14 protein-coding genes are annotated in these 18,146 nt (G+C 41.5%); 7 read left to right on the forward strand and 7 right to left on the reverse strand.

From position 1 onward, the window contains the following. Window positions 1-31: 31 nt before the first annotated feature. The 4 genes from D3P12_RS11340 to D3P12_RS11355 all read right to left on the reverse strand — a co-directional run bounded on the left by D3P12_RS11340 (window position 32) and on the right by D3P12_RS11355 (window position 4,261). Complete coding sequence (locus tag D3P12_RS11340; protein WP_118195588.1) at window positions 32-1,204, reverse strand: FecR family protein; 1,173 nt, start codon at window positions 1,202-1,204, stop codon at window positions 32-34. A 110-nt stretch (window positions 1,205-1,314) separates the two neighbouring features. Next, window positions 1,315-1,929: an RNA polymerase sigma factor gene (locus D3P12_RS11345; RefSeq protein WP_118195590.1), complete on the reverse strand. Its 615-nt coding sequence runs from the start codon at window positions 1,927-1,929 to the stop codon at window positions 1,315-1,317. Between the two features lie 78 nt (window positions 1,930-2,007). After that, window positions 2,008-3,507 carry a Gfo/Idh/MocA family protein gene (locus D3P12_RS11350; RefSeq protein WP_118195592.1) on the reverse strand — a complete coding sequence of 500 codons (1,500 nt, stop codon included), beginning with the start codon at window positions 3,505-3,507 and terminating at the stop codon, window positions 2,008-2,010. 34 nt (window positions 3,508-3,541) lie between these two features. Beyond that, window positions 3,542-4,261, reverse strand: a complete 720-nt coding sequence (locus D3P12_RS11355; protein ID WP_118195593.1) for a 3-keto-disaccharide hydrolase — start codon at window positions 4,259-4,261, stop codon at window positions 3,542-3,544. A 198-nt stretch (window positions 4,262-4,459) separates the two neighbouring features. On the opposite strand from D3P12_RS11355, the gene D3P12_RS11360 reads away from it, so the two are divergent. From D3P12_RS11360 to D3P12_RS11390, 7 genes are read left to right on the forward strand one after another with little or no spacing between them, the layout of a single operon-like run. Further along, complete coding sequence (locus tag D3P12_RS11360) at window positions 4,460-5,914, forward strand: hypothetical protein (RefSeq protein WP_118195594.1); 1,455 nt, start codon at window positions 4,460-4,462, stop codon at window positions 5,912-5,914. Then, on the forward strand, window positions 5,911-6,324 hold the full coding sequence (locus D3P12_RS11365; protein ID WP_118195595.1) for a hypothetical protein: 414 nt from the start codon (window positions 5,911-5,913) through the stop codon (window positions 6,322-6,324). The genes D3P12_RS11360 and D3P12_RS11365 overlap by 4 nt, the downstream gene beginning before the upstream one ends. A 15-nt stretch (window positions 6,325-6,339) precedes the next feature. Continuing rightward, on the forward strand, window positions 6,340-7,776 hold the full coding sequence (locus tag D3P12_RS11370) for a hypothetical protein (RefSeq protein WP_118195596.1): 1,437 nt from the start codon (window positions 6,340-6,342) through the stop codon (window positions 7,774-7,776). A 27-nt stretch (window positions 7,777-7,803) separates the two neighbouring features. Further along, window positions 7,804-11,337: a hypothetical protein gene (locus tag D3P12_RS11375; RefSeq protein WP_118195597.1), complete on the forward strand. Its 3,534-nt coding sequence runs from the start codon at window positions 7,804-7,806 to the stop codon at window positions 11,335-11,337. A 45-nt stretch (window positions 11,338-11,382) separates the two neighbouring features. Next, complete coding sequence (locus D3P12_RS11380) at window positions 11,383-11,985, forward strand: hypothetical protein (RefSeq protein ID WP_118195598.1); 603 nt, start codon at window positions 11,383-11,385, stop codon at window positions 11,983-11,985. 29 nt (window positions 11,986-12,014) lie between these two features. Then, window positions 12,015-12,281, forward strand: a complete 267-nt coding sequence (locus D3P12_RS11385; protein ID WP_118195599.1) for a hypothetical protein — start codon at window positions 12,015-12,017, stop codon at window positions 12,279-12,281. 4 nt (window positions 12,282-12,285) lie between these two features. Then, a complete protein-coding gene (locus D3P12_RS11390; protein ID WP_118195601.1) occupies window positions 12,286-13,389 on the forward strand; it encodes a hypothetical protein in 1,104 nt (367 codons plus the stop codon). Between the two features lie 69 nt (window positions 13,390-13,458). On the opposite strand, the gene D3P12_RS11395 is transcribed toward D3P12_RS11390, so the two are convergent. The 3 genes from D3P12_RS11395 to D3P12_RS11405 form a co-directional block, all read right to left on the reverse strand. After that, the gene (locus D3P12_RS11395; RefSeq protein WP_118195603.1) at window positions 13,459-14,193 is read right to left on the reverse strand and encodes a tyrosine-protein phosphatase; all 735 of its coding nucleotides are present in this window, start codon (window positions 14,191-14,193) and stop codon (window positions 13,459-13,461) included. Between the two features lie 45 nt (window positions 14,194-14,238). Next, window positions 14,239-16,905 (reverse strand): PQQ-dependent sugar dehydrogenase, encoded by a 2,667-nt coding sequence (locus D3P12_RS11400; RefSeq protein ID WP_118195605.1) that lies wholly within the window; start codon window positions 16,903-16,905, stop codon window positions 14,239-14,241. 142 nt (window positions 16,906-17,047) lie between these two features. Then, entirely contained in the window at window positions 17,048-18,043 is a 996-nt protein-coding gene (locus D3P12_RS11405; RefSeq protein WP_157970330.1) for a hypothetical protein, read from the reverse strand. Window positions 18,044-18,146 lie beyond the last annotated feature (103 nt).

An 18,146-nucleotide genomic window follows, 5' to 3' on the forward strand; every position in this document is an offset into this window, starting at 1 on the left:
TGCAACTACTCCGGTTTTTTTATGGTAAATTTTAATTCATAACATAGACCCTCCTTTTGTCTCCTTGAATTTGTATATCAAAGTGAACTGTACCAGCCAGCTCAATCATTTTTAAAACTTCTGAGATGGTTTCAAATTTGGACACAGAGCCCCAGATCATCTTGTTTCGCACAGCGTCTTTATAAATCACCTCAACATCATACCAACGTGCAATATCGTTCATGACTTTTTCAATACGCTCGTTATAGAAAATAAACTCTCCGTTTTTCCAGCCAATCGCTTCATCTAGGTCCGCCGTAAGCACACGGGTTTGTGAGCCGGGTTGGACAATGCTTTGCTGGCCAGGTTTGAGTTTCATAGAGCGGGAATCTGTGGATGAACGTACATTAACCGCACCCTCTAGCAACGTGGTTATCGCTGTTGCATCACCTTCGTATGTGTTAACATTGAAGTGAGTGCCCAAGACTTGCACTTCTTGGGTTTGTGACCTGACAATAAAAGGTTTGGCAGTCTTTCGATCAGCAAATTTGACTTGCGCAATTTCAAAATAAGCCTCACCACTGAGTTCTACAACCCTTTCTTCTGTGTCAAAACGACTGGGGTATCTTAATGTAGAGGCGGCGTTCAACCACACGCGGGACCCGTCAGGCAGGATAACCTGGTATTGTCCCCCTTTGGGTGTTGCGATCGTATTATAGCTTAATCCCTCAGATCCTGAGGATACCGGCGACGAATCGGCCACTTTTGTTCCATCAGTATAGACCAATGCATCGGTATCGATGATAATTCCCCCTTTTTCATCTGCGAGATCGATAATACGGCCGTCGGCGAGGGTGAGCCTGGCTTGATTCCTTCCCGGTTTGATATCTAGATCCTGGTCACTTAACTGAGCTACCGTGTAGGTTTGAGCGGGTGTCAATGAATTGAGATAAAAATAAACACCAATACCCATTAATAAAATAATGGCTGCAGCAACAGAATAAAAGCTACGCAAACCTTTATTTCTAATTGATTTGATCCCGCTGCGGCTAAGCGTACCTTGCCAGATTTCAGACTTTAATTTGTTTAGATCAAGATCATCACCCAAGTCAATCTGCTCTTGAAGTTGGTCAAAGTACCATCGTTCTAACAAAGCTTTTTCTGCTTCGGATGCGTTCCCGTCATTATATTTTCGTACTAGTAACCGAACTTCATGTTCTGTCATAACTGTTAGCTTATACTCATAATTCAGATGGTTTCATCAAGGGTTAGGCAAGAGGAAACGATCAGTTAATTAGTATAAAAACAGTTGAAAATGAATTTGGGGGTAGAACATTATGAAAAAAAGTAGAAAAACAAAAGAAGACCCAGATGATTGATTTTCGGCTTGATGATTTTTAATGCATTCTGAATCTGTTTTTTGACTGTCTGATAGGATATGTTCAGTTTTGAAGCAATTTCTTGATGGGATAGCTCTTCTTTACGACTAAGTTCAAAAATTTGCCGCATTTTAGGCGGCAAATTTTCAATTTCCTGTTCAATTATCATTTGCAATCGCTTTTCGTCGATGGTATCAATTGTGTGAGGCTCCACTGTGTTAACGAATGTCATAATTGACTGGATATAGTTCTGACGAACCTTATTCTTCTCAATCAGGTTAAATACGAAATTTCGAGAAGTACGAAAAAAATATCCTGCTAAATTATGATTAGATTGGATTTGATCCGCTTTTAACCAGAGCTTGCTAAAGATCTCCTGAACGCTGTCCTTAGCTTCTTCTTCGTCTTGCAGCATTTTGTATATATGGCTGTAAACGAAGGACCAATAACGATTGTAGATTTCTGTAAATGCTTCCTGATCGTGCTGTTTTAGTAAATCGACAAGCAATTCATCCGAATACGTAGAATATTCATCTAACGAAGGACGGAACCGCTTGATGGATCGATGCATAGATTCACAATTCAGGTGTATTAACTTCGAATTTACATAAAAGTCATGATAAATAAAAGTTGAAACCAGACATGCCGCTTAAGCGGGCATGTCTGGAAGTGTAAAGCCGTTGTGATAGGTATGTTTAATCCACTCTTCCGCCATTGCTTTGGCATTAAACTCTTCAGATTTTCTGTTGAAACGCGGATGCCCGTCGGTTACCACAAAATCATCGACCGTCACGATGCTGATCTTGTCTGAGTCACTGATGTTGGTGAAGCGCATATTTTCACCGTCCCAAAGCAGATCGCGATGGAGTCCTTGCAACCTGACAGCCAAGACACCCATAACCACCATCTCATTAAATGGCCCCGAAAAGCCAAAATGAGAACTGGCTTCGGTTCGGTTCTTTGGGCTTTCTTTACTGGCGCGGACCCATTCTTGTTCGTGTGCGTTGGACTTCCAGATATCAGTAGCCAATTCCACACGTGGGTAGATCTGTTCTGGCTCGACAAAGTCTTCCATACGGCTTACTGGCAACAAGGTAGGGTTCATACCGAAACAATCACAAACAAGCTTTCCTTTGCTACCAATAAACAACAGGCCACCATCAGCATTTCCCATCATCTTGCCCTCTGGCATTTCTTCGGGACGTTCTGGCATCAATCCACCATCGTACCAATATACATCGACCTCTGGCATGTTAACGTTTCCTTTACGTTCACGTGCAGGAAATGTATATTTAACTAATTGTGCATGAGGTGGTGAGTAAAGATTACTTAAGGTTGAACTACCATTTACTTTGATTGGGTATTTTAAATCAAGTGCCCAGTAGATGGGGTCCATAATATGACACGCCATATCGCCTAATGCTCCGGTACCAAAATCCCACCAACCTCGCCAATTCCATGGTGTATAAACGGAATTATACGGTCGGTTTTCTGCTGGCCCGATAAAGAGATCCCAATCGAGTTGATCCGGAACTGTCATTGCTTCTTTGGGATTCTTCAATCCCTGTGGCCAGATGGGTCTGTTTGTCCAGCTGTGTACTTCGGTGACTTCACCAATAACACCCGATTGGATCCATTCTGCTATTTGCCTGCACCAGGCGAAGGAATTACCCTGATTTCCCATCTGCGTAGCAACCTGATGTTTCTCTGCGAGCTTCGTCAGTAAACGCGACTCATATACTGAATGGGTTAAGGGTTTTTGAACATAGGCGTGTTTGCCCAAGGTAATAGCGTGAGCCGCCACCCCGGCATGGGTATGGTCGGGAGTAGCAACCATAACCCCGTCGATTGATTTACCGATCTCATCAAACATAACCCTCCAATCCTTGAATCGTTGGGCTTTGGGGTAATCATTAAAAGTCTTAGCAGCATATTTCCAATCGACATCGCAGAGTGCTACGATGTTCTCAGTATTCATATTGGTCAGGTTACGGCGACCAACACCGCCCACACCGATACCGGCGATGTTCAGTTTATCACTGGGAGCCGTATAGCCTAAACTTTTTCCAAGAACATGACTGGATACGATGGTAAACCCCGCTGCCATACCGGCACTTTTGATGAATTTTCTACGTGACACTTCGCTCATAATTTGTTATTTAATTGATTGATATTTTTGTATGTTATAAAATCCTGATTTTTATGTTTTTATAATAAACAGGGCCACCGTGATCCTGTAACCCTATGCGTCCGCTTTGAACTTTAGCGTACGGAAGCTCAGCAAATTTACTCGCTGCAATTTGTTGTTTAAGCTCGTCAGAACCCAATTGATATTCAAGTATTTTCTTGTCGTTCAACCAGTGTTCAACAGCTCCTTGATTCACAATAATACGCGTGTGGTTCCATTCACCTACAGCATTAGCCGCAGCTTCATCTGGAGCAAGCACATCGGAAAGTGCTCCGGTCTTTTGTTGTTCGGTCAGGTCAGCGGGATAGTTCTCATTGTCAATAATTTGAAATTCCGGCCCAGTTTCATGGATTCGTTTGTATTCGGGGCTTTCGATGACATGATAAAAGATACCGCTATTCCCACCTTCTTCGATCTTCCACTCTAATGAGAGTTCAAAATTTTCATATAGCTCGTCGGTTACGATATCCCCATTTTTGCCTTCGGTAAAAAGAACGCCATTCTCTACCCTCCACCCGGTGGCGGAGTCACCTAAGTAGCTGTGCCAACCTTCGGTAGAATTATCTTTTATAAGAAGTTTCCATTCGTTATCCTGTTTTTCTCGGATGTTTTCAATTTTTTTAGAGGAATTATCTTCCGCAGAATGGGAACTTGAACATGCGGCCAGAGGGAGCATTGCAATAAATAAGAACCCTTTAAGATTTATTGGTTTCATAATGAAGGTTTAGCGTTCAAAAGTAGGATATCATCAAAATGTGTCCGTACCCGAAATTACGGATTTATAATTGAATTTTACAAGAGTTTAGTGCAACTATCATTTCAGCTGAATCATACATGAAGTTTACGCCAAGATATCCATGGCTTTTTTATTTCTCTGAATTGTAATTCCGGTTTTTTATGTAAGTTTGAGTCTATGAAATATCCTTACATTGTTCTGATTGCATGTTTCTGCTTTCTCATGACAGGATGCTATGAGAGACCAGCGAGTACAGAAAATCAAGTATCAGAAGAAAGTAGCGCAGCGATTGCAGAAAATGACCTTGCCGCAGATGTCTCACCTGACACAAATGAGCAAGCAGAAAAATCGGATAGCGAGAAGCCAACAAAAGTAGCGTTGTACATCGAAAATTCGGGTAGCATGAATGGATATGTGACCGGAAATACTGAATTTAAAAATGCAATAGGTGACCTGTTAGTTTTATTGAAATTTCACTACGGTGAGGAAAATATTCGTCTGTATTTTATAAATGACCAGATTCACCCCATCGAAGGAGTAAGTGATTTAACTAAGTTTGCTTCCTGGTTGAGCCCGGCGACTATGAAAGTAGGCAATACGGCCTCCAGTGACCTAAACCTTGTCTTTAAAGAAGTACTGGAAAACACGGATAATCAGACGCTTTCACTGCTGTTTTCAGACTTAATCTATTCAATTCAGGGTTCGAATACAGAAGAGCTGTTGAACTACCAGAAAAGTCAAACAAAAGACGCTTTTCTTTCGAAATCGAAATCAGGTGTTGAGTTACAAACCTCGATCATTCAGTACAATTCGAGCTTTAACGGTGGATACTGGGATAAGAATAATCAGCGCGTTGAGCTGAAAGGCGCTAAGCGCCCTTACTACCTGACCGTCACCGGCGAAGCGGATCGGGTGCTTGATCTGAATAAGAACATCAACCTGAAAGTAAAGGGCTTTGTAAATCAATTGACACTGACGACGGATGATTTCTCGGAAAACAACTATTATTCAGTCTTGACAAGCACCCATAATAATGGTCGCTTTAAACCGATCCGTAGCATGTCTTCAGGTAAATATGTTCGTGGGATTGAAGATGTAACTGTGAATGAACGTAGCTCCGCCCCTTTCTCTTTTGCAGTGGCAGTCGATCTTTCGAAGATGCCGGTTGAGGAGAGCTATAAGTTGGACACGGCTAATTACGAGGTTTTAGAGGGTAATTACATGATCGATTCGATCATGAAGATTGAGCAGGATGACATTCATTCTACCGATTGGATTCGGATACAGGAAGCAAAAGCTACTCACCTATTTTTATTTGATGCGCAGGGTAAGGCCTTTTCAGATCTGACCTTTGCCATGAAAAAACAAATTCCTTCTTGGGTTTACCATACAGACTCGGAAGATGACACAAGTGTTGAAGGCAGGGAAGCTAAAACCTTCGGGTTCAAATATTTGGTGGAAGGCGTTTCGGAGGCCTACGAAACGGTAGCCCAAAATAAAGATCATTACTTTGAAATAAAAGTTCCGGTCCGAAAAGCAACAGCAAGCAATACTGGAAAGATTTTTGTTGTGCTTGTGCTGCTTGCGGTAATCGGAGGCTTGGTTTACACCTATTTGAAAAGAAGAAAATGAATGAAATTTTTGCCCCATTGTACGAAGGCTGGGGGTTATTTTGGTTAGGCGACTTTTCTAACGACCTTTATAGTAACAACTTATATACACCGGTGGGATTGACCATGTTGGTTTCATCGATTATATGGATGGCGATTTACTATTACGTTATAGACCATCCGCGTTTTGCAAAAGCTTGGCATTGGCTGGTGTGGATTTTAGTTTTATGTGGAATTAATTTCGCAGTGGCCAATTATGTTTCTTTTTCACAGCTGACCGAATTGTATACGGGACAGGAAAAAGATGTCCCTTATTACTCGGAGTTCACAACATTCTCTTTTGTGAACGCTTTGTGGACATTCATTGTGGCTTTTGCAGTATCTTTACTCATTAAGGGCAAGTCGGTTATGTGCCGACGGACACCTTTTTAATTCGATTATAAAAAAATGGCTAAACTCTATTTATTTGGAATTGGGGGTACAGGGTCACGAGTAATTAAATCGTTGACTATGTTACTCTCTGCAGGAATAGATTTTAATGGATATGAATTGGTGCCTATTATCATCGATCCGGATTCAGCAAACGGAGACGTGACACGGACAGTCGAGATATTAAAAGCGTATCAACATATCCATGAACGGATCAATAAAGAAAAGAAGGCCGAAAGCAGCTTCTTCAATACGCCTATTTCGGGAATATCTCAGAATTTCAGACTAGAAATAAAAGGCAGTCATAATGAAGAGTTCAGGGAATATATCGGCTATTCTGAGCTCAGCGAAAACAACAAGGCTTTGATCTCTATGTTGTTTTCGGAAGATAACCTTCGCGCTGATATGGAGGTCGGTTTTAAGGGGAACCCGAACATTGGCTCAGTTGTACTGAATCAATTCAGCGAATCGGAAGATTTTGTGAAGTTCGCATCTGACTTCTCAGCAGGTGACCGGATCTTTATAATTTCTTCAATTTTTGGAGGTACCGGGGCTGCTGGTTTTCCCTTACTATTAAAAAACATTAAGAATGCTGATCATACGCTGCCTACTTGGGCGCTGTTAAAGGAAGCACCGATCGGAGCGATATCCATCCTGCCATACTTCGGTGTTTGGCCTGACCCAAAGTCTAAGATCGACAAGGCGACCTTTATCTCGAAAACCAAGGCAGCACTTGATTATTATAACAAAAATGTATCAGGTAACAATTCACTTAATGCACTTTACTATATTGGTGATGAGGTAAATAAAGATTATGAAAATCATGAAGGGTCAACATTTCAGAAAAACGATGCTCATTTCATTGAACTGGCTTCGGCTTTGGCAATCGTTGACTTTGTGGCAACGGATGACTCTTATCTGCAAAATGTGAACGGCCGTGCCACTACCCCACTTTACAAAGAATACGGTGTTCTTAATGACGCTGAAACGCTAACCTTTGGAGACTTGGGCAACGGATCTCAACATCGTCTCCGGGAAGCGCTGACAAAGTTCACACTATTTAATTTATATACTGAAAATCATATTCATTCGTCTCTTGATCTACCCTGGGCAACCGGCTCGGTTAAAATAGACAGGCAATTTCTCGGACAACCATTTTTCAACACCTACATCCGCAGCATCAACAAACATTATTGGGAATGGCTAACCGAGTTAAAACGCAATAAACGGAGTTTTGCTCCTTTTGACCTCAAGGTTGGCTACAACAATCTCTTTGAGCTGGTTGCGGGAACAAAAGCGAAAAAAGGCCTGTTTGAACGGGGGTCTAACTACTCTCGAGTCGATTATGTACTTTCGAGGACGGAGCCTAAGGTTAAAGCGAAAAGTCAGGACACATTCTTCATTGAGTTGTTTGACAAAGCTTTAGAGGACGTGACAAGGGAAAAATTCGGATAAGTATTAAGCGAAAAATCAGAAGACGACATGTCAAAAGTTTTTAGATTTCATAACGGTAATAATAATATTGAGGACTGGCAGGTTACGGAAGCTTATGGTAGTAATGCTATCAATGCTATTCAGGATCCTGCCGGGGAATCGGCTAGCAGAGAGATCACGTCGATACCGAGCCCTTTCGCTCGTATGGACCTGATTCAAACTGCATTCAGGCGTTTGAACGAGAGTCGAAACATCGATGGTGATTCTATTTTTCACAAGATGGTCTCAGATACACTGGATGTCGCTGAGTTGTTCTTTAATCTTGATCGCTTTCAGGATCGATTAAAATTGGTTGTTTGGGACCGGAGTCAGGATCTCAACCAATTATTGAACTCTTCAAACCCGAAGCATAAGCGCTTGGGCGAAACACTGAAGCTCTACCTGGATCAGGATCGGGATGCCCATAATTTCGACCAACTGAACAGCATCTATTTGCTAAATTACTATCAGGGAGGGCCGCATAAGATGAATATCATCGGTGGTACGTCCCCATCCACTTTATTCTTTACTTCAGCAAACGATCTGAGTTATGTAAATATCCAGTTCGGTATTAAACGCGTGTTTTCAACGCTCTATCAACCTCTTTACCAGCGCGACATCGAGTTCCAAAAATACATGTTTGGTTTGCAGAAGCACTTCCCCGGCTTTCAGACGAAATTTAAAGAACTGGACGGCTATCTCAATGAGAATTACGGGCAACTGCGTGACGATGTAAAGCAGGCGGTTCAGGACGCAACAGAGGCTGATTTTAATAATGCTTATACGCCGATTACAATCGGCGGGGATGGAAATATGGTGGAGGTACTGGGCTTTCCTTTACGGAAAAAGGTCGCGAAACCCACCAATATTGCTGAGCAATCTGATTTTGTAATCGCTTCTGACAAATACGAGGGATTAAAACCCTTGGTTTTGCCGAATGAGAAATTCACAAATCGCCTGCAATATACAACTGATTATTGGGACGCCAACTTAAAGGCACCCCATGTTGATGCGAACGATTTAAGTGAAAGAAAACTACCTTTTGTTGGTGATCAATACCCCTACCTTACCATCTCGGATTTATTAGAACCGTATTTGATACGGACTGTATATCCACTTCAGAAATCGGCCTATTTCGATGGAAACCTGTCAGCAGAAAAATCGTTCACAAAAGGTTTTCTTTTACCATTGAAGAAAGAGTTCTTCGATTATTTCGATACGAACTTTCTAACAGGTCATACGGCCAATGGACAACCGGTCTTTGAGATGCGCCTTGGAGCTGGCGGTGGAGTGACTGTAACTTTGAGAATTCCGGTGAAGAAAGGCTCTGTTTCATTCCAACGTATCTACTATCCGTCAAGCAATGACTTAAGTATAGAAAAAGCTGATATTGAAAACAATAAGGGAATTATTGTAGAGAATCAGTTTAGCTTAACAACCTTCCCTTTTTATCGACTGCCACAAGAATACAACCATGTTTATCGCATCGCACTGATGGATCGGGATGTTCTGCCATTGACCAAATCACGAAAGTATTCACTGAAGTTTTTTAAAAACCATTCTGCGGAGAATGCTGATCCGGGCGAGAGCAAAGAAACGAAAGTAAAAGCAGAAAAAACACGCTCGAAAAAATCAGCAGATGGGCTTAGTTCACACTTCTATGTTCTGGAAGATGGTTTTGATTATATGGTGCTGAATGATGGTGCCGGGCACCAAGGGGTCGTACTGCCTTTGTTTAAAGAAATCGAGCCCGGAACGGAAAAATTTACTTTTGCAGTAGATTTTGGGACAACGAATACGCATGTTGAATATCGGAAAAATGATTTAGACCCGCAGCCTTTTGAAATTACGGATGAAGATCTGCAAATGGCCAGCTTACATGATCCAAAGGTTGAAGAGACCGATATATCACTCTCAGGAACAGGCGCTACGGCGCTGATATTAACACTACCCCATGAGTTTTTACCTCTTAAAGTGGGCCGGAAACTGCAGCACTCCTTCCCTACACGTACTGCAATCCACTACAATGATGCGACGGATTTTTCAAGTTCAACATACGCTTTAGCTGATCTGAATTTGTCTTTTACTTATGAGAAGGAGCTGATACCGAAGAATGTTAAGTTTGACACAAACCTGAAATGGTCGGATTTCAAAGCAAATACAAAAGAACTCAAAAAGGTTGATGCCTATTTTGAGAACCTAATGCTATTGATTCGGAACAAAGTGATCTTGAATGGAGGTGATCCGGATCAGACGGATCTGGTTTGGTTCTACCCTTCCAGCATGTTGCCGTTTAAAATCGGCATGATGGAATTTAAGTGGGAGAACCTATTCAACCGCTACGTAACGAATAAACGTTCACCAATGAAACTTTCTGAGTCGATCGCACCGTTCTATTACTTTAAGAACCGATTGGGGGTAACAGCTACTGAAAGACCGGTTGTATCAATCGATATTGGTGGAGGGACATCCGACATGGTGGTTTACACAAAAAACCGTCCTGAAGTATTGACATCTATGCGTTTCGCAGCTAACACAATTTTTGGGGATGGCTACAATTCGAACCCTGCACTGAACGGCTTCGTGAAAAAATACACCGAAAAGTTTAAGGATTTGGGAATTGTATCGTACTATTTACCGAAGCTACAGCGCTCAGACGACATTGCCGGTTTCTTTTTCTCATTGGAAAACAACCGGGATCTTCAAAAACGGAACATCGATGCTTCTTTTGCCAAAGAATTGAGACAGGATGCTGACTTTCGAATTGTATTTTTGATTTTCTATTCTGCCATTATCTACCACCTGGCTAAACTGATGAAGGCAAAGGGACTGGAAATGCCAGCCTACATCACATTTTCCGGGACGGGCTCTAAAGTGATCGACTTTGCCGACCCGAGACCGAAATTGAAAGGCTTAAGTAAGTTGACAGAAGCAATTTTCCTGGATATTTATCAGGCTGCGGAGGAAGGATCAGATGATGAGCAACAAACAGGCGACGACCGACCGACTGAAGAGCAAGACATTTTAGCGGCTTCAGCCGATGCTTTGGCTGCGAACAAAGCGGCGCACCCGATGAGCGGATTTATCGACCTGAAACAATATGAGAATCCGAAGGAAATTACCTGTAAGGGCGGTTTGATGATCGATGAGGATATCGACATCGACGATATCAAATCAGTGCTGCTCGGCGATGTAAACAATACACTTTTAGAGGATAAACCATTGGATTATTCAGCTATAACGAATGAGTTGATAAACAATATACTATCAGAGTATAAAAACTTTGTAGAGATGTTCTTCAGGCTGCATAAGAATTTAAATTTTTCGAAAGAATTTGGCGCTAATCCGTCCACGATCAAATTGGCTAAAACAATCTTAACCAGCAAGGCAAAGGAATATTTACTGCTGGGTATTGAGCAGCAGCAGAAAGAACTGATCGAAGACCAATCTGTAGAAATTTCAGAAAGTTTATTCTTTTACCCGCTGGTGGGCGGACTGAACAAGTTGGCATACGATATCTACGAGGAAGAGCTTGCTCAGTAGACGCATTTGAAAGTTTATACGTTATATTAAGATAATTAACTGAACATGGATTTTATAACCACGATATTACCGGCCATCGTTGTTGTCTTCCTGATTATCATCCAGGGTTATTTGACACAACAGGCGATGAAAAATAAATATGCCAAACCACTGGAAAAAAAAGTGGAGGATTTGGAATTGGACATGGCAAAGAAGGACCATGAGATCAAGAAATTGACAGAGACGATGCTCGCCTTACAAACTGAATTGGAAAAGATGGCACAAGATACAATCAACCTACTCCATCAAAGTCCGCAAAAGCAAGCGCCGAAAGAAGAAAAACCAGTCTTAAGAGACTTTTACATGTCGACCCCAAATAAAGACGGGAGCTTTAACAGCGCTTCGTATAGTGAGCGCTTCTTACCTTCCGTTTCCATCTATCACTTTATACCTTTGAACGAATCAGAGGCAGAATTTGAATTTGAAAGTGATGAGCAGGGTACGCGTGATGCATTAAACTTCTCACAGTCGTATATCGAACCCGTGTGCGATGAGGAAAACGATGTAACGCCTGATAGTAAAAAGGTGGTGACCCTGCGTAAGGGATTGGCGGAAAAAACCAATGGCAGCTGGATTGTAAGACAAAAGGCCGTAGTCATGTACTCTTAATAAGGTAAATTTCAATAAATAAAACAACGATGATTGCAATTGTTATAGGAATTGGGTTGATAGCGGTGGGAATGCAGCTGTATTTCTTTTTGAAAACACTGGGTCAAAGCAAATCATTGACAAGGTTGGTTCCTCCAGTAAAGGATTTAAAAACAGTTAAAGTGTTTGTTCCTGATCAAGACAACCTTGATTCAGAAGAGGTGCTGCTAAAGAAACACAAACATGTAGTAAGTCCGGAACAACGAATTCCTGAAGAAAGTTTCTTTGAACATTTGATTCGCTCGGAAGAAAAATAAGAGGATGGGATATATCGAAGTAAAATTAATTGAAGCGCCAAAGAACTGGTCGAAAGACAAAAAGACGCTAATTACGCAAGTAAATGATTATCTGCTAAAGAACCGTGGTTTGATCGGTGACTTCAATCAATTGAAAGGATTGATTGACCGAAAGTCAGATGCGCTTGATAAAGACATTAAAAATAATGTAACGCTACCCCTCTACATCGGCTTGGTTGCGGCATTGGTGATCTTAGTCATCGCATTTTTAAGTGTACCATCGGTAAGCTCGTTAGATACGAAAACTTTAACGACGTTGTTTTCGGTTTTGAAAATTGCTTTGGTGATCAGCATTTTCGGCTTTTTGCTCAGTGTCATATCCTGGGGGTTTATTTACCGAAAGGCCGCTGCTCAAAATGAACAACAGAAAATGGCTATCTATGATTTCATTAACCAAGAAATGAATCAGCAGCTATCTCACAACATTACGTCGAGTATCTATGCGCTGCAGAGCAAAATGGAAATATTTACGAATCGTTTTGAAAAAAGTACAGGAGCTTTTCACCAAATTATTCAGGAGATGAAAAGTGCTTTCCAGCAGCAGGCGGATTACATGAAGGAACTAAAGAGCACGGACCTGAGCGAGTTAAGCGAACACAATATTAAGGTTATTCAGGAGATAAGAACCAGTAGCAAGGAATTTGACAAGTTACACGAATACCTCAAACAGACCAATGCCTTGGTGGAAGGAATGAAGGCCCTAAACACCAATCTGGAAGTCCGCGAAAAACAATCTACAGCGCTTGAAAGGATTTCTAATTCGGTTGATAGCAACATTGAATTGAACAAGCAAATGATCGAGGTACTTCATTCAGATTTAAGGGAAATAGAGACCCGAAAAAAATACATGGCAGATGCCGTCATCAATGTAGACCATGCTTTACAAAAGGCTCTGGACGAACTAGCAGCGAGTACGCAAGCAAAATTGAACCATGTCCGAGAACTGACGATCAAAGAAGAACACGCTATCGAAAAACGCTTAGCAACGCGTGATAAACGTCAGGAAAAGCGTCTAGAAGAGTTAATCGCTTCCCTTCAATCTCTTACCGAAGCGTTAAAATCAAAATAGCTTTCATGTCATCGCAATATATCCGGTAATTAAGCGATATTATTAGGTATCACCTAATTACTGGATATATTATAATTGTTGATTTTTGTATTCGATTTCTTCTAGTTGGGTGGCAACTTTTGAAGGAACCGAAAAGTGCTGCATATTCTTAAGGTGACGTGTATGATGCATATCCGTGCCGATATAGTCGATCATCTTAGCATCCAATAGGCGAAGAGCTATTTCTTGCTCCCTCTTTCCATAATATCCGATAAACGAAAGGGCATTGCATTGCAACAGACAATGTCTATCTAAAAACGGCTCTAGTCTTGAGAAGCTTTTATCTACATAATGGTAACGTTCAGGGTGTGCAAGCAATGGTTGGTAACCGTGAGTCTGGAGTTGAAAAAGAATATTTTCGAGATTAGGCGGTGTATCCATAAACATTGTTTCAATCAGAACGATGTTATTACCCATAGTCAGCAGCTTTTTTGCTTCTACCAAGGCTGGAAAGTTTTCATCCAACATGTATTCAGCTGCAAAACTAATCGGTATTGTATATCCTCCTTTTTCGTTTAGTTCGGCCTGAAGAAGCTGCCAGGCACTTTCGATACTATCAGGCGTATTAGGATGTATATCACTAATCACGTGAGGGGTTGCAATCAATTTCTGGTAGCCTAACTGAATAAGGCCATCGATTAACTCGATTGAATCCTCAACTTGATCTGCTCCATCATCTATCCCTGGGAGGATATGCGAATGCATATCCGTTTTCAGGATTTCACCAATAGAAAAGCTTGTCTTTTTATTGAATATAGAGAACATTTAATCTTTATAGTTTTTTTTTGCAAAGATAAAAGATTAAATCAATCACCGATCAAAAGTCAACCAATCCAACGTAAACATATGCTCGTTCGGCTCTTGATCTTTTTTGAAAACAAAATACAGGTCATTGATTCCACCCGGATCTTTTACCGGAGTGCTTACTTTTATGAATTTGCTCCAGTCGCCCGTATTCTTGTAATCGAGGGTGCTTATTACTTCCCCCGTTGGTGAACCCACCCGAACTTCTAAGGTAGCATCAATATTCAAAGAAGAATAGAAGTAGCTGATTTGCTTAATACCCGTCAAATCAATTTGTTTCAACATAAACCAAGATCCGTTATGAATGCTACCCAACTGTTTGTCGGTTCGACCTATGCGATCTACCTCATCAGCATCCTCAGCCTCAACCATATTTGATCGTAATACCAATGCGTCCGTTCCTGTTAATGGAACAATCGCCCCTCCTCCATCTGTGTAAGAAGCCTTCAGAACGTAGCGTCCTCTTTTTCCTTGATCTTGATGTTTATTCAATGCTACCGAGCCTTTCATTGGCAAATCAAACAGTTCAGCTTGGCCAGCGAGGGATAGTATGTAACGAACCATTTCCTTCGCATCATTTTCTGATACTTGAGGATGCCCGTTCATATAGTGTTGTCCCCAATTACCACTACCACCTTTGATGATTTTATCGGCTAGTTGATCTACGACATCCTGGTTCTCATAGCGTTGAGCGATCTGAACAAAATTTGGCCCTACAGATTCTTCTGTCCATTGATGACAGGCCTGGCAATCGCTTTCTCGAATTAGACTCTCACCCAAAGGAACGGGTACAGGCATCTGATGACCCGGTGTGTTTTCTTGCCTTGACACCATTGGCACATAGGCAAAACTAATATGAACCCTATCTTCAGCAATCTCCTCGTCTTCTGCATCTTTCACACTCACTTCGTAAGGTAAAGTTTTATCATCAAAGAAGAAGCTTCTATTGCCGTTGGTCTGAATATTAACCTCTGGCAGGGTGTTGCCTACTTTTATTTCTATAATCCCCGTTGATTCAGCACCAGCCGCGTCGGTGACAATCTGCCTAACCTGATAAACTCCATGTTGCTCAAAGGTGTACAACGGAGAAGCTTCCGTAGACTGTACTTCTGTTCCTTCGAAAATCCATTGATAGCTGTGCTCATCGTCTGAATCGGGATCGTAATTATTTTCACCGCTAAATTTAACGGTAAGCGGCGCGATTCCCACTGTATCGGAAGCTGTCGGATACGATTCCGGCGCCCTGTTCCCACCATTATATTCGATGCGCACTAGTCTTGCATCAACATTGTCTATTCCATAAACCGAGCCGTATTCTAACATATAAAAAGCCCCGTCTGGTCCCATTTCAAGATCCATTGGCCTTCTAAAATCGCCATTTGTTTCCATGAAACGCTCCATGCTCACAAAATTATAATCTTCATCAAGACGCACGGCGAAGACCCAACTTCTCATCCAATCATAAATGAATAGCGCCTTGTCGTAATATTTAGGAAATTTAACGGATGACTCCAGGTTCTCATCGAAATGATAAACCGGTCCGGCCATCGCATTTCTCCCTCCTTCGCCCACGAGAGGGAATTCTGCTGATTGCTGATAAGGGTACCAGATCAAAGCCTTTTGCGCTGGCGGCAATTCCCGCAGACCGGTATTGTTTACCGACTCATTGATCGGTTTTTCAGCATTGAACAACTCGCCCAGCTCCTTAGTCTCAAAATTATAATCAGGATACGGCTTACTATCGCCTACGAAATACGGCCAACCATAGTTACCCGCCTGCTTTGCTTGGTTAATTTCATCATAGCCACGTGGACCATTATCACCGTCATTTCCAGCATCCGGACCAACTTCACCCCAATAGAGGATAGATGTTTCTTGATCTACGGAAATACGGTACGGATTTCTCGTACCCATCACATAAATCTCAGGCCTTGTTCCTTCTGTCCCTTCAGGGAAAAGATTACCTTTAGGAATCGTATAAGTACCGTCTGCTTCAGGATGTATTCTTAAAACCTTTCCACGTAAATCATTTGTGTTTCCCGAAGACCGTTGCGCGTCGAAGGTAATCCGCCCTTCAATCTCGTCAATAGGCGCATACCCCCCAGAAGCGAAGGGAACGGTATTGTCGCCTGTTGAAAGATACAGATTCCCATCTTTATCCCATGTTAAAGAACCACCGGTATGTGCACTGACTTCACGTTCGATTGGTATTTCGAGGATAACGGTTTCAGAAGAAAGATCCAACTCATCGTTTTCTTTCAACACAAAACGGGAAAGGCTTTGACGTGCTGGTAGCTTGTCTGGCGTGTAGTACACATATACAAAGCGATTTTTTTGAAAATTTGGGTCAAGTGTTAACCCCATAAGTCCATTACCATACACTTCGTCCGGGTCCTCGGGCAGCAAAGCGAACGTATGAATCAAGGTAGTTTGTCCGTCATTCGGGTCATATTTCGAAAACTGACCATGGCGCTCTATAAAGAACACCTTCCCGTCTGGTGCCACTGCAAGTTCCATAGGCTCATTGAGATCATCTGATAGGATAACTTTTGTAAAACGGTTATCTTCAGGCTTTTTGAGCGGATCATCTTGATTTTCAGACGCGCAGGATGCAACAAAAAGGAGCAATAGAAAAGAGCAAATCCTTTTCGCAATTGTATAGGAATAGTTCATGGGGTTAAAATGCTATTTAAAAAAGATGCGGAACGAATATAGAATAATGATATTAGAAATACAAAAACCCTTTTGTTTAAGCACAAAAAAAGCACTGCCAGTCAGTGCTTTTTTGATTTTTTCAGTTTATGGATAAGCTCAATTAGAATTTCACTTCAGGGAATTCACCGTCCCATTTATCGTCCAACCCCACGTCTTGTATGAGATTAGGAAAGGTGAAGATTGTCCCTTTCAATTTAGTAACCTTGTTACTCTGAATAAGAACATTCGGAACGGTTATCTCTCGAACCAACTCTCCCGATTCATCGTAAGCGGCAATTTTAACTACAACTGCCTCTGGTGTGCTTCCTATCTCCTCTTTGAGGATAAAATACGTCGATGTGCTGAAGACACCATCTACTACATCCTCAGGGGATACAGTTACTCTGTAAAAGGTTTGATAAGGAGTATCGTCAGCACCTCTGGTTTCATGGAAACCATCTTTATAAAATGGGTTGAAGTATTTGGCTGTGTTTTCAATTGTAATATCCAAATGACCCTTAAGATCGGTGATACCTTCTTCTAAATTGAGATCTAGACGCCCTACATAACGGCTCAATTTAATGTTTGAGATTGCTTCATTGGTGATTTTGAGTGATAATATTTTCATAGCTGAAAATGCTTCTTTTACTTTGGGCGAAACTCGGACACCAATTGAGCTTGCACTTTGTATTTGTGTCCATTCTATCGACTCTTCTTCTCCAAGTTTAACCCCGTGCATGGCTATATATATTCTGTTTCCTGTGACTTCTGGATCAAAATATTTTTCATAAGTACCAAAATGCTCATCATCCGCGTATTGCCGTTCGTGATGAATAGGTTCTGCATTCACATCTGCATACACATAAATATCCAATACATTGATATGATCTCTTAGATCAACGCTTCCCGATCCGGGAGTCGCTGAGAATATACCCTTCTCAGCAGAGGCTGTTGATGGTTTGGGGAATGGTACGAGTTCTTGCTCAAAACCATCAACCTTAATTGAAACGAAAACCTTATCATCCAGTCCCTCCTTATCGGGGACCGGTGTTTCGTTGGAACACGCGGATAAAAGACCTACCATAACAAGTCCAAAAAGAATTTTAAATTTTGCCATAGTTTTTAAATATAGTGTTGTTTTAAATATTTGTTTTATTTTCATATTTACTCCTATAAACTGAAAATGAGACAAACATTTAAAAGCTTTCTGTCATTTCATA

The organism is Pedobacter indicus, assembly GCF_003449035.1.
GTDB lineage: Bacteria > Bacteroidota > Bacteroidia > Sphingobacteriales > Sphingobacteriaceae > Albibacterium > Albibacterium indicum.